Annotated in this window: 12 protein-coding genes; 4 read left to right on the forward strand and 8 right to left on the reverse strand. The window is 37.6% G+C overall.

Features of this window, described 5'->3' with window-relative positions:
* Positions 1-14: 14 nt before the first annotated feature.
* From J4051_RS14915 to miaB, 8 genes are all read right to left on the reverse strand, one after another.
* The gene (locus J4051_RS14915) at positions 15-899 is read right to left on the reverse strand and encodes a ChaN family lipoprotein (RefSeq protein WP_208234679.1); all 885 of its coding nucleotides are present in this window, start codon (positions 897-899) and stop codon (positions 15-17) included.
* A gap of 229 nt (positions 900-1128) precedes the next feature.
* Positions 1129-2757 (reverse strand): chaperonin GroEL, encoded by a 1629-nt coding sequence (groL, locus tag J4051_RS14920; protein WP_208234680.1) that lies wholly within the window; start codon positions 2755-2757, stop codon positions 1129-1131.
* Between the two features lie 94 nt (positions 2758-2851).
* Complete coding sequence (gene groES, locus J4051_RS14925; protein ID WP_129016628.1) at positions 2852-3127, reverse strand: co-chaperone GroES; 276 nt, start codon at positions 3125-3127, stop codon at positions 2852-2854.
* 171 nt (positions 3128-3298) lie between these two features.
* Positions 3299-3649: a preprotein translocase subunit SecG gene (secG, locus tag J4051_RS14930; RefSeq protein WP_208234681.1), complete on the reverse strand. Its 351-nt coding sequence runs from the start codon at positions 3647-3649 to the stop codon at positions 3299-3301.
* Positions 3650-3652: 3 nt separating this feature from the next.
* A complete protein-coding gene (locus tag J4051_RS14935) occupies positions 3653-4600 on the reverse strand; it encodes a tetratricopeptide repeat protein (protein ID WP_208234682.1) in 948 nt (315 codons plus the stop codon).
* A 9-nt stretch (positions 4601-4609) separates the two neighbouring features.
* Positions 4610-5116 carry an LPS assembly lipoprotein LptE gene (gene lptE / locus J4051_RS14940; RefSeq protein ID WP_208234683.1) on the reverse strand — a complete coding sequence of 169 codons (507 nt, stop codon included), beginning with the start codon at positions 5114-5116 and terminating at the stop codon, positions 4610-4612.
* A gap of 26 nt (positions 5117-5142) precedes the next feature.
* The gene (locus J4051_RS14945) at positions 5143-6408 is read right to left on the reverse strand and encodes a sigma-54 interaction domain-containing protein (protein WP_208234684.1); all 1266 of its coding nucleotides are present in this window, start codon (positions 6406-6408) and stop codon (positions 5143-5145) included.
* Between the two features lie 75 nt (positions 6409-6483).
* Positions 6484-7926, reverse strand: a complete 1443-nt coding sequence (gene miaB, locus J4051_RS14950) for a tRNA (N6-isopentenyl adenosine(37)-C2)-methylthiotransferase MiaB (protein ID WP_208234685.1) — start codon at positions 7924-7926, stop codon at positions 6484-6486.
* A 166-nt stretch (positions 7927-8092) separates the two neighbouring features.
* On the opposite strand from miaB, the gene J4051_RS14955 reads away from it, so the two are divergent.
* The 4 genes from J4051_RS14955 (at position 8093) to J4051_RS14970 (ending at position 13982) form a co-directional block, all read left to right on the forward strand.
* Positions 8093-8875 (forward strand): hypothetical protein, encoded by a 783-nt coding sequence (locus J4051_RS14955; protein ID WP_208234686.1) that lies wholly within the window; start codon positions 8093-8095, stop codon positions 8873-8875.
* A gap of 49 nt (positions 8876-8924) precedes the next feature.
* On the forward strand, positions 8925-10160 hold the full coding sequence (locus J4051_RS14960) for an LVIVD repeat-containing protein (RefSeq protein ID WP_208234687.1): 1236 nt from the start codon (positions 8925-8927) through the stop codon (positions 10158-10160).
* A gap of 150 nt (positions 10161-10310) precedes the next feature.
* Positions 10311-12812, forward strand: a complete 2502-nt coding sequence (gene topA / locus J4051_RS14965) for a type I DNA topoisomerase (RefSeq protein ID WP_208234688.1) — start codon at positions 10311-10313, stop codon at positions 12810-12812.
* Between the two features lie 3 nt (positions 12813-12815).
* Entirely contained in the window at positions 12816-13982 is a 1167-nt protein-coding gene (locus J4051_RS14970) for a formimidoylglutamase (RefSeq protein ID WP_208234689.1), read from the forward strand.
* Positions 13983-14053: the final 71 nt, after the last annotated feature.

Here is a 14053-nt window from a genome sequence, read left to right on the forward strand (position 1 = left end):
GAGAACCTTTCAAATTAACCTTTGGTTCGTGTCATGTCATTTGGGACCACGATAATATAATTGGCTATTTCAGATTTGTCTTCTTTGCTCATCTTATCCCATTCCGATTGCATAACCGTGGTAATAGATTTAATATTTATTCCCGGTTGGATTTTTTGGATCCACCAAATAATACCTTGATTGTAATTGGAATGGTAGGAGCCTTGAAAATGAAATAATAAATCGCCAGGATTGAAATTCTTAAGAGAGAAATGCGCCATAGTGGCATCCTTGGAAGCTTGGGAAAGTTGAATGTTTAGCATGTTTTGAGGGACATGGCTGCCCATTTTATCTGCCATATCTGCATACGCTTTTACGGTTGGATCGAAAAGGTTTTCTAATTCAGGACTGATCATTTCGAGCGCTTCGGAACTTAATTCCTTTAAAGCCTCCATCCCTTTCTTGTACAACATAGACGCATATCTTCGTGGGATGTTCGTGGCAATAAAACGCAGGTGGTTTTCTTTTGCGAAATTGACTAAAGGTTTATAATCCGTTTTGTAATTCCCCCATAATTGCGTGATTTCTGGCAACATCTTATCTTCAGGGTAGAAATCTTGCAGGTATTCGTTTAAAACTAATTGATTGCCGTTCTCAAACATCTCTGCACCAAAAAAGAGTTTCTGACCTTTAATGTCGAAGAAACTTTTGCTCATTTCTAGTTGGAGCCAGTGAGAAATGGGATTGTCATGATATTCTCCGAAAAAAACCATATCGCTGTCCGCCAAATCCTTAATCATCTTTTCATACTTGGCAGCTTTTCCATTGCTTTTAAAGAGTTGATATGCGGGCTTGTTTTGTGCCATTGTAAGGCTAATAAAGGCTACAATAAGGATTCCGGTCAGGAGATAATTTTTCATTTATGATGATTTTTTGTAGAATTTTTTCAGATGTTCTTTTTGAATTTCCGAATGAAATAAACGTTTCGAAAATTACAAAATAAAAAATTGAGTTCTTTTTATTTTGCCTTTTTTAAGGTCAACATTTAGAGATGATCTATTTCTTATCAGAAGTTTATTGAGATAAAACAAAAACGCCTCAAAAAATTTGAGGCGTTTTTTAAATAAATCCTTTTTAAGGATGTGATTATTACATCATTCCTGGCATGCCGCCGCCACCCATTGGCATTGACGGAGCATCTTCTTTGACATCAACCAAAGCACATTCCGTTGTTAGGATCATTCCGGCAACTGAGGCTGCATTTTCCAACGCGATACGTGTTACCTTCTTTGGATCAATAATTCCAGCTTTTAGCATGTCCACATAAGTTTCTGTTTTAGCATCAAAACCGAAGTCTTTCTTGCCTTCCATAACTTTTGCAACCACAACACTACCTTCACCACCAGCATTTTCAACGATGGTACGTAAAGGGGCTTCGATGGCACGTGCTACAATTTGAACACCTGTAGTTTCATCCAAATTTTCTGTGGTCAATTTCTCCAATACTGATTTTGCTCTCACAAGTGCAACACCACCTCCGGCAACAATACCTTCTTCAACAGCAGCTCTTGTTGCATGCAATGCATCGTCAACACGGTCTTTTTTCTCTTTCATTTCAACTTCACTTGCAGCACCTACATAAAGTACAGCCACACCACCAGCTAATTTAGCCAAACGTTCTTGAAGTTTTTCTTTGTCATAATCAGACGTTGTTGTTTCGATTTGCGCTTTTATTTGGCTAACTCGAGCTTTAATGTCTTCTGCTTTTCCTGAACCATTTACAATTGTCGTATTGTCTTTGTCGATAGTAATGGTTTCTGCAGAACCTAACATAGTTAAATCAGCGTTTTCAAGAGAGAAGCCTCTTTCTTCTGAAATGACTACACCACCAGTTAAGATGGCAATATCTTCTAACATCGCTTTACGTCTGTCACCAAATCCTGGTGCTTTAACTGCAGCAATTTTTAATCCACCACGTAATTTGTTCACAACTAGCGTAGCTAAGGCTTGACCTTCAACATCTTCTGCTATAATCAATAATGGACGGCCAGATTGTGCTACTGGTTCCAAAATTGGAAGGATCTCTTGAAGATTTGAAATCTTTTTGTCAAATAATAAAACATAAGGATTTTCTAAATCAGCAATCATTTTGTCAGCATCGGTAACAAAATAAGGAGAGAGGTAACCTCTGTCAAACTGCATTCCTTCAACAACATCTACATAGGTTTCTAATCCTTTTGCTTCTTCGACAGTGATGACGCCTTCTTTGCCAACTTTATTGAAGGCTTTGGCTACCAATTCGCCAATGGTATCATCGTTGTTAGCAGAAATAGAAGCCACTTGCTTAATCATTTCTGAAGAATTACCAACTTGTTTGGTTTGTTTTTCAAGATCTGCAACAATAGCTGCAACCGCTTTATCAATACCACGTTTCAAGTCCATAGGATTTGCACCTGCAGCAACGTTTCTTAAACCTTCCTTTACGATGGCCTGTGCCAAAACAGTTGCAGTTGTAGTACCGTCACCTGCTAAATCATTGGTTCTGGAAGCAACCTCCTTCACCATTTGAGCACCCATGTTTTCGAGAGCATCTTCTAATTCTATTTCTTTTGCAACAGTTACACCATCCTTGGTCACTTGAGGCGCACCAAAAGATTTACCAATAATAACGTTACGGCCTTTAGGACCTAAAGTTACTTTTACTGCATTTGCCAATGCGTCCACACCACGTCTAATTCCGTCGCGAGCTTCAATATCAAATAATATATGTTTTGCCATAATGAAAAATTTTTATATTCCTGTGAAAACAGGAATCTTTTATTCTGTGAATGATTTTATTTTAATAGAGATTCCTGCCTTCGCAGGAATTTGATTAGATGATTGCAAGGACGTCGCTTTCACGCATGATCAAGTAATCTTTGCCTTCAAGTTTTAGTTCTGTTCCTGCATATTTTCCGTAAAGAACGGTTTCGCCGACTTTTACAGTCATTGGATTTTTTTTGGTACCTGCACCAACGGCCACAACTTTACCTTTTTGAGGCTTTTCTTTAGCGTTGTCTGGAATAATAATTCCTGAAGCAGTTTTTGTTTCAGCTTCTACTGGTTCAATAAGAACACGGTCTGCCAATGGTTTAATGTTTAATCCCATAGTTGTATTTTTTGTTTTAATCATGCCAGAGCATGACGGGTTAATTGATTTTGTTTAATGAATTAGATAGGTGCGAAAAATGTGCCACGGGTAGTTAACTGACAAAGTTTCAGTAACAAAAAAATGCCAACAAAATTTGTTGGCATTTTAATTATTTTAAGTCGAACTATATTAGTTGTTCGTTGTGTCAGTTGGAGTTACTGCATTGTCCGTTGCGGGCATTGTCGGCGCAGGAATACTTGTTGCGGCATCAGTGTCCAGAGCTTTCGATTCTGTTGTGCCAGTTGCTCCATCAATGGCAATATTTGATACTAATATCAATGCCAATAGCACGGTTGCTAAAACCCAAGTACTTTTATCTAAAAAGTCGGTTGTTTTTTTAACACCACCTAATTGTTGTGTACCACCGCCACCAAATGACGAAGACAAGCCGCCACCTTTTGGATTTTGAACCATGATGACTACCACCAATAAAAAGGATACGATGATGATAAGAACTAAAAATATTGTAAACGTACTCATGTGCTATTTGGTATTATTTTCTTGTAATTGTTTTACTGCTTTAATTTGGTCTGCAAAGAAACCACTTTTTTCTGGATATTTCAAAATTAAAATCTTATAAGATTGAATTGCTTTCTGATAGTTTTTCTGCTCCAAATAAATTCGGGCCAAGGTCTCTGTCATCAAGCTGTCATTCTGTACAAGCTGAGTTTGTGCCAAGTTTATTGAAGGCGCTTTTTCTTTGATTGGAGAGATTTTTGGATTGGCAGTTATAAATCTATCTATTATATCCAGCTTCTTTTCAAGTCCTGATTCTGGTTTGGTCTCCTTACTCAGAGGTTCTTGAAGTGGTTTTTCTGTTATAGTCTCTTCTGGAGTTCTTTCGATAGGCTTGAAGCTGGTCATCTTTAACCACTGTGTAAACGAATGGGTTTCGCTTTTATCAAAATCCAAGGGTTTGCCGATATTCAATTGCTCTTCAGGGGACGGTTTAATGTTTTTGACGTCCACATCGATGATAGGCGCCGGTGATTCCACATTCGGAGTGGTCTGAAACGGTGCTTTTTGTTGAAATAATTCAGGATCCAAAACTCCCTCACTGTCTTTAATGTGTTGTTTTAGGGCGTCGTCTATCGTTACGCTTTTATTTACAGAAATATCATCGGCTTCGTTTACCTGAATGTCTTTGAGTAGTTCTGTATTCTGTCTGATCAGTTTTGAAATTTCGTTTTGATTGAATTCCTCTGAGGTTATAAAATCAAATAAAATACTTCTGTCTGTGGTGTAGGCTGCAGTAACTCTAAGTTCTTGATTGTATTTAAAACTTTCCTTAGCTTTTAAACCTTTTAAGTACAAGGCTCTTGCAGATTGAAAATACGGATAATGTGCAACAATCTCTCCTACCGTTGAAGTGTGAGCAACAGTCAATTGTTCTGGGTGGGCGAGTAGATATGTAAGTTCCTGTTTATTCACTTTATAAAGTTACCATTTGCCAAGGGTGGCATTTAAAATGTCTTGCGTAATACGTTCAAAAATCTCAGCGATTGCGGTGTCTTTTTGTGCGCCTACCAATTGTGCTTGCCCTGGGTAATCGTAAAAGAAAGAAAATTGTTGGCTCAGATCGTTGTCTGGATTATTTTTTTCATAATATCGTACACGTACGCCAATGGTCAGGCGGTTCTGGGCAGCTGTGTTATCAGCAGTGGCCGTGGTTGGGGAAATACGGTATTCTGTAATTTCACCTTCATAAGTAATATCTCCTCCTGAAGTTACTAATTGTAGACTGGTTTGATTTTGAATTAAATCAGCCAATGAATTTGTGAATGTTCGCTCCAGACCTGGTTCAATTAACGGGGCGTCATTTTGAAAATAATTTACCTGATAGGTTGTGGTTCCTGCTGGTAATGAGATTCCCGTAAATGAGTAATAGCCGCAATTAAAAAATAGACCAAGGCCAAAAACAAGAACTAAAATTTTAAACTTTTTCACGTTTATCTTTATTGTATAACGTTGAATTATAAATCGAATTGTTTGATTTTCCTATATAAGGTACGTTCGCTAATGCCGAGTTCAGCGGCAGCCAATTTACGTTTTCCCTGATGACGCTCCAATGATTTTTTAATCAATTCCAGCTCCTTGTCGTGTAAAGATAATGTTTCTTCTTCTTCAACTTCTTCTGCGAAATGATACTTATCATTCGATTCATCAATGGCATCTGATAACTGGCTCATTTTTTCAGGAATAGACAATACTTCCATGTCTTCAATGGTATCTTCATAATCTTCTGCTTCCTCATCGCCATAAATCTTTTGGATCAAGCCTTCGTTTTTCTTTTGCACATCATGCACATTCTCATTTTTCATGAGTTCCATGGTGAGCTTCTTTAAGTCGTTCAAATCACTTTTCATATCAAAAAGTACTTTGTAGAGAATTTCGCGCTCACTGCTGAAATCGCTATCACTTTTTGAAGTTTTGATTACTGCGGGAAGGTTGTCACCTTGACTTGGAAGATATCCTTTTAAGGTTGCGGCACTAATGGTTCTGGTATGCTCTAAGACTGAGATTTGTTCTGCAGCGTTTCGTAACTGCCTAATGTTTCCATTCCATCTATGTTTTAAAAGAACTTCTACGGCATCATCCGTCAATTTGATGGTTGGCATCTTATATTTAAGTGCAAAGTCACTAGCGAATTTTCGGAACAATAAATGAATATCCTCTTTGCGCTCGCGTAAAGGTGGCAAATGGATGTCTATCGTACTCAATCTATAATAAAGATCTTCACGAAATTTCTCTTTTTTAATGGCCTCAAACATATTGACGTTGGTAGCAGCAACAATCCTGACATCTGTTTTTTGCACCTTACTGGAACCTACTTTTATGAATTCGCCATTTTCCAAGACCCGGAGTAAGCGAACCTGCGTTGTTAAAGGGAGTTCGCCTACTTCATCCAAAAAAATTGTCCCTCCATCGGCCACTTCAAAATACCCTTCACGCGTATTTGTGGCTCCTGTAAATGCACCCTTTTCATGACCAAAAAGTTCACTGTCAATAGTACCTTCAGGTATGGCACCACAGTTTACCGCTATATATTTACCGTGTTTGCGGTGGGATAATTGATGTATGATTTTAGGAATGCTCTCCTTACCAACACCACTTTCCCCTGTGACCAACACTGAAATATCTGTGGGTGCAACTTGAATCGCTTTTTCTATGGATCGGTTGAGTTTTGGGTCATTCCCAATAATTCCGAAACGTTGTTTTATGGCTTGAATTGATTCCATTTAAGAATTGAGAATTAAGAATTAAGAATTAAGACTGTGGGCTTTATCGACATAATAGGAAATGAAAGGTTGTTATTAATTGACTGCGTAATCGATGGCTTCACCGATCAAGGTGGCACTGGTACAATCTGTTATATTGACATTTACCAAATCGCCAATTTTATAATGTGCTTTAGGAAAAACGGCCACGATATTCTGTGAGGTTCTTCCGGACCATTCTTTATCTGATTTTTTTGACTCTCGCTCAATCAAAACCTCTACAGTAGTGTTTAAATAGGCTTTGGTTCTTATTTCGCTATGTTGTCTTTGTAACTGGACGATATCATCCAAACGTCGTTTTTTGATCTCTTCAGGAACATCATCTTCCATTTTGCGCTCCGCTAAAGTTCCAGGGCGTTCTGAATAGGTAAACATATATCCAAAATTATATTTCACATACTCCATTAAACTTAATGTATCCTGATGATCAGCTTCTGTTTCTGTCGGGAAACCTGAAATCATATCTTGAGAAATAGAACAGGTAGGAAGAATGCGTCTGATATTATCGATGAGCTCAAAATATTCCTCACGAGTGTGCAATCTATTCATTTCTTTTAAAATCCGATTGCTGCCACTTTGAACTGGCAAATGGATATGGTCACAAATATTTTTATACCTGGCCATGGTTTCAATCACGTCCAAGGTTAGATCTTGTGGGTTGGATGTTGAGAAGCGGATGCGCATTTTGGGTTGTGCTTTTGCGCATAGTTCCAATAATTTAGAAAAATTGACTGCTGTTGCCTTTTGGATGTCGCTGGCTTTTTCAAAATCCTTTTTCAATCCGCCGCCATACCATAAATAACTATCCACGTTTTGGCCCAACAATGTAATTTCCTTATAACCTTTGCTCCAAAGATCATTGACTTCCTCTAATATACTTTGAGGATCACGGCTGCGTTCGCGTCCGCGGGTAAAAGGAACCACACAAAATGTACACATATTGTCACAACCACGAGTGATGGAAACATAGGCAGAAACGCCATTGGTATTCAATCTGACTGGTGAAATATCACCATAAGTTTCATCTTTACTTAAAAGGACGTTGATGGCATCTCTACCGTCTTCAACTTCAGCCAATAAGTTAGGAAGGTCTTTATAGGCATCAGGACCGACAACAAGATCCACAATTTTTTCTTCATCAAGCAATTTGCTTTTCAAGCGTTCTGCCATACAGCCTAAAACACCAACCTTCATTTTTGGGTTGATACGTTTTACAGCATTGTATTTTTCCAATCTTTTTCGAACGGTCTGTTCTGCTTTATCTCTAATAGAACAGGTGTTTACCAAGACCAGATCAGCCTCTTCTAATGTTTGAGTCGTATTATAACCTTCTTTAAGTAGGATTGCAGCTACAATTTCACTGTCACTAAAATTCATAGCACAGCCATAACTTTCAATAAAAAGTTTGCGGGTGTTCTCTGTTTTTTGTTCGAGTACGAGACTTTTTCCTTGCTGGCTTTCGTCAATAATTTTCTCCATAAGTTTCTTGAAACGTCTGTTGCTGGTTTTTTTGTCTTAGCTTAAAAAGCAGCTGCAAAGATAGGATTAATTTAATGATTGTGACAAAGTGACAGTGTATAAAAATGTTTTGATTATGTTAAAAATTTATGGTTTCTTTGATTTTAATCAATTAAAAACTCAACCAATGATACCATCAGAATTTCAGTCCAAAGTAGCCAATGCGAAAGATTTGGATTTCGGAACAATTTTCAATCAATCCATTGAACTGTTTAAAAAGAGTTGGCTTCAAGGTTTTTTGATGCAGTTGTTTGTGATAGTTTTGATGCTGCCATTTATGATCATATTATATGTGCCGTTTATCCTCGCGATTATTAACCAGTCAGAATCGGGTCAATTCGATCCAAATTCAATGGATGGTTTTTTTGCAGGATTTTCAATAGTCTACATCATTTTATTTATGGTAGGTATGTTGGTCATCGCTGCCATTCAAATGGCACTTAACGCAGCTTTTTTTAGAGTTTTAAGAAGTTTGGATGAAGGTCGTGAAGTGAAAACTTCGGATTTGTTTTATTTTATGAAAGCGCAGTATTTTGGTAAAATAGTGTTGTTAATGCTGGTCACTATTTTAATAGCAATTCCTGCCGCCTTATTCTTCTACATACCATTTATCTATGTACTTGTGCCAATGTCATTCTTTACAATAATTTTCGCATTCAATCCAGAATGGTCCATTGGTGACATTGTTGGATCGGCATTCCGATTGGGAAATAAAAAATGGTTGTTGACTTTTGGTTTGTTTGTGGTTTCTTATGCAGCAATCATGATCTTGACAATGGTAACCTGCGGACTTGGAAGCTTGTTTCTTGCGCCATTTATGTATCATCCTACTTATTTTATCTATAAGGGAGTGGTGGGTTTTGAAGATGTGAGTGAAATGAACAAAATAGGTGAAAGGGACTTCTTTTAACGCAACCTTTTAAATAATTCTGCATCTACTTTTTAAAAACCAACACATTATGAAGCAGATAATCTTTATTTTCGCCTTTGTTTGTCTCTGGTCCTGTCAAGATGATGACAATGGTTACGAGATAATCAACGTTGCCATCCCTGAAATGATGTCCAAAACTGAGTTTAGAAATTCAGTCGAGATACAATCGGCAAAACCAATAGTTGAAGCTGGTAAAATTTATGCCTATGACGATTATATCTTTATTTCCGATAAAGATGTTGGGGTCCATGTCATTGATAATTCAAAACCAAAAGCACCTAAGACCATTTCATATTTGAAAATTCCAGGTAATGAGGATATGTCCATCAAGAATAATTACCTGTACGCTGACAGTGCCACGGATTTACTCGTTTTTGATATTTCAGATATTTTGAACATTACATTTATTGAACGCTTAGAAGATGTATTCTCAGCCTATGATTATCAAATTCCCAATGAAGCAGAATATGCTGATTTCAATAATTTTGACTTTGAAAATCAAATTGTGGTAGGTTGGAAAATTGTACAGGAACGACGCGAGATCATTCGCAACAGTGAATTGGTTTTTAACGATGCTGCTTTGTCAAATTCATCTTCAGCTGAAAGTTCCAGTGTTGGAGTAGGAGGCTCGTTGGCGCGTTTTCAAATTGTTCAGGACTATTTATATACAGTCGGCTCTCATGAGATGTCGATTTTTAACATCTCTCAGTTGTCTGCGCCAGTTTTGGAAACTGTACAACCTTCAGGATGGAATATAGAAACCATGTTTTATGCAGACGATTACCTTTATTTGGGTGGTACTAATGGGATGTATATCTTCAGTATGGAAAATCCCGCAAGCCCCAGCTACGTGTCTCAATTTACCCATTGGGAAGGCTGTGATCCTGTTGTTGTCGATGGTAATTATGCTTATCTTACCTTAAGAGGCGGAAATGCCTGTGGGCAATTGGAAAGTGTACTGGAAGTGATCGATATTTCTGATAAAGCGAACCCCACTTTAGCGGCCAGACATACTTTGGATAATCCGTATGGTTTAGGTTTTAAGAATAACAGCCTATTTGTTTGTGATGGCACTTCGGGATTAAAAGTGTTTGATAAAACCAATCCGTTAGAACTGCAGCAAATACAGGCTTTCCCTAATGTTCACGCTAAAGATGTCATTCCTTTAAATAATAGTTTATTGATGATAGGTGATGGCGTCATGTATCAATATCAATATGATGATAATGGATTGCAGCTGTTGAGTACCTATTCATTAAATTAAAAAACATAGTTATATTTTTAAAAGGCCTGAATTTTCAGGCTTTTTTTGTTCGTTTATTTCCCGATTAACAGCAGATAAATAGGGTTAAATTTTTTAAAGTAGGTTGAATAATTATTTTTCATATACATTTGTAGCCACAAAAAAATTAATATGGCGAAGAATTTAGTAATTGTCGAGTCCCCTGCAAAGGCTAAAACTATTGAGAAATTTTTAGGAAAAGAGTATAAGGTAGAGTCCAGTTTTGGACATATTGCCGATTTGCCTTCAAATGAGTTGGGAGTAGATGTTGATGGTGATTTTAATCCGAAATATGAAGTTTCTAAAGATAAAAAAGCGGTTGTAAAAAAACTGAAAGACTTAGCAAAGGGAGCCGATATGGTTTGGTTGGCAAGTGATGAGGATCGCGAGGGTGAGGCTATTGCATGGCATTTAGCTGAAACCTTAAAGTTAGATAAAGCAAAGACCAAACGTATTGTTTTTCATGAGATTACAAAAACAGCCATTCAAAAAGCAATTGAAAATCCGCGTGACATTGACTACCATTTGGTAGATGCACAGCAAGCACGCCGGGTATTGGATAGGATTGTTGGTTATGAGCTATCTCCTGTATTATGGCGTAAGGTGAAAGGTGGACTTTCGGCCGGTCGTGTACAGTCTGTTGCAGTGCGACTTATTGTAGAACGCGAAAGAGACATTCAAGAGTTCAATCCAGAAGCATCTTATAGAATTGATGCCGAATTTTCTAATGAAGCAGGGCAGAGCTTTAAGGCAAAACTTCCTAAAAATTTTGCAACTAAGGAAGAAGCTTATAAGTTTTTAGAATCTAATGCATCTGCGGCTTTTAAAGTAGCTGAGTTGGACAAAAAACCAGCTAAAAAATCACCAGCAGCACCATTTACAACCTCTACTTTACAACAAGAGGCGTCTCGTAAGCTTTATTTTTCGGTTTCCAAAACCATGACCATGGCGCAACGTTTGTACGAAGCTGGTTTGATTACCTATATGAGAACGGATAGTGTTAATTTATCTGATGAGGCGCGTAAAGGTGCACAAGCAGAAATTAAAGAAGCTTATGGTTCTAAATATAGTAAACCACGTAATTATAAAGGGAAATCAAAAGGTGCACAAGAAGCGCATGAGGCCATTAGACCTACTGATTTTGCAGTTCATACTGTAAATATTGATAGGGATCAGGCAAGACTTTATGATCTGATTTGGAAACGTGCTATCGCCTCACAAATGAGTGAAGCAGAATTAGAGCGAACCAATGTTAAAGTTAGTGCTTCAACCCATAAGGAATTGTTTAGCGCCAATGGAGAAGTCATCACATTTGACGGCTTTTTAAAAGTATATTTAGAAGGTACTGATGATGAAGATTCTGAACAGGACGGGATGTTGCCTGCAATGAGAACCAATGAAACTCTTCTAAACTCATACATTACGGCTACTGAACGCTACACAAGACCACCTTACAGATATACGGAAGCTTCTTTGGTGAAACAATTGGAGGAATTGGGCATTGGACGTCCATCTACTTACGCACCTACGATCTCAACCATCCAGAATAGAAATTATGTGGAAAAAGGCGCTATAGAAGGCGTTGAACGTAATTATACACAATTGACCCTAAAGAGCGGGAAAGTAAAAGATAAGGAACTGACAGAAAAAGTAGGCTCAGATAAAGGAAAATTGGTTCCAACAGATATTGGAATGATTGTCACCGACTTTTTGGTCAACCATTTTGGAAGTATTTTGGATTACAACTTTACTGCAAAGATGGAGGCTGATTTTGACGAAATAGCCGAAGGAAAAGAGGATTGGAAAAAAATGATGAAGGATTTTTACAAAGACTTTCATCCGCAAGTTGAAGATGTACAGGAAAATGCTGAGCGTGAATCTGGTGAACGTATCTTGGGTAAAGACCCTAAAACAGGACGTCAGGTGAGTGTGCGTTTGGGCAAATTCGGTCCGATGGTTCAAATAGGAACTGTTGATGATGAAGATAAACCCTTATTTGCAAGCTTGTCTCCTGACCAACAATTGTCCAACATTACTTATGAAGAGGCTATGGATCTTTTCCAACTTCCAAAAACGTTGGGTGAATATAAAGGAGAGACGGTTGAAGTTAACAATGGTCGTTATGGACCATACGTTAAATATGGTGATAATTTCGTGTCGCTTCCCAAGGGGATGGAGGCCCTAAACGTTGAGCTTGATGTGGCGATTGATCTAATTAAGGAAAAAGAAAAGGCAGATGCTCCTATATATATGTATGATGATTTACCTGTGCAAAAAGGTAAAGGACGTTTTGGACCATTTATTAAATGGAACAATATGTTTATTAACGTCAACAAAAAATATGATTGGGACAATTTATCTGATGAAGATATTGTAGAATTGATTAAAGATAAAATCCAAAAGGAAATAGATAAGGTCATCCATAATTGGGAAGATGAAGGCATTCGTGTTGAAAAGGCACGTTGGGGCCGACATAATATCATAAAAGGTAAAACTAAAATAGAATTAGCTAAAACCGTGGATGTTACAAAGTTGACTTTGGAGAAGGTAAAGGAGATGATTGAAGCGAAGGCACCCAAAAAGAAAGTTGCTAGAAAAGCAACCAAGAAAAAAACAACTACAAAAAAGAAGTAATCGATGACTTTTAATTTTTTGTCGCCAGTTTCTGATGAGGTTTTAGCTCACAACGAGCTATTGTCGCCACAAGCATTAGGTAAGAAGTTGAAGATCCATTCAAGTAAGAATGGCCTTCCAGATCTCGACAATGTAAAGATTGCTATTATAGGTGTTCTTGAAAATAGAAACGATGTCAATTATATGGGGTCTGACGTCCAGTTGGATAATATAAGGAAGGTGTTATACAATTTGTTTCCAGGCAACTGGCATACCACTTTGGCCGACTTAGGTGATATTCTTAAGGGTGATAGTGTTGAAGATACTTACTTTGCCCTGCGCACCACAATTAGTATTCTGCTCGAGAAGCAGATCATTCCTATTATATTGGGTGGAAGTCAAGATTTGACCTATCCTAATTATAGAGCCTATGATGGCATCTTGCCAATGGTCAATATTGTGAATGTGGATAGTAATTTTGATTTGGGAGATTCTACCCTACCTATAAAGAACAATAGTTATTTGGGAAAGATCATTTTAGAACAACCTTATAATCTGTTCAATTATTCCACTGTTGGATACCAAACTTATTTCAATTCGCAAGAGGAAATAGACTTGATGGAGAAATTGCATTTTGAAGCCTATCGTTTAGGCGAAGTTTCAAAGTCCATCAATTTGGTAGAACCGGTTATGAGAGATGCCCACATTGTGAGTGTCGATTTAAAGTCGGTAAAAGGCTCTGAACTATCCGCAAAACAAAAATTTTCGCCAAACGGATTGGACGGAAAGGAAATATGTGCTATTGCAAGATACGCAGGCATCAGTAATAAGGTATCGTCTTTTGGTGTTTATGAATACCATCATTCCAAAGACGATCATATTACTGCGATGCTCGTAGCTCAAATGTTATGGTATTTTATTGAAGGTGTCAACTGTAGAGTCAATGAAGATCCCTTAAACGATGAAGTCAACTATCAGAAGTTTAACGTGCTAATTGAGGATGATGAGCTGATTTTCTATAAAAGTATCAAAACTGGCCGCTGGTGGATTGAAATTCCCTTTTTACCAGAGGTTAATAATAAATTAAAAAAACATACGTTATTACCTTGTATGTATGAGGATTACAAGGAGGCTACCCAAGGGAAAACACCCGAGAGATGGTATAAAGCCTACAGAAAGAATAGTTTTTAATTGGTTTCACAAACGCTCGTTTCCTCGATGAAACGCATCCTTTTTGGGATGAAATGCAAAAAAAATGCAAA

It is taken from the genome of Gelidibacter pelagius, assembly GCF_017581925.1.
Taxonomy (GTDB): domain Bacteria; phylum Bacteroidota; class Bacteroidia; order Flavobacteriales; family Flavobacteriaceae; genus Gelidibacter; species Gelidibacter pelagius.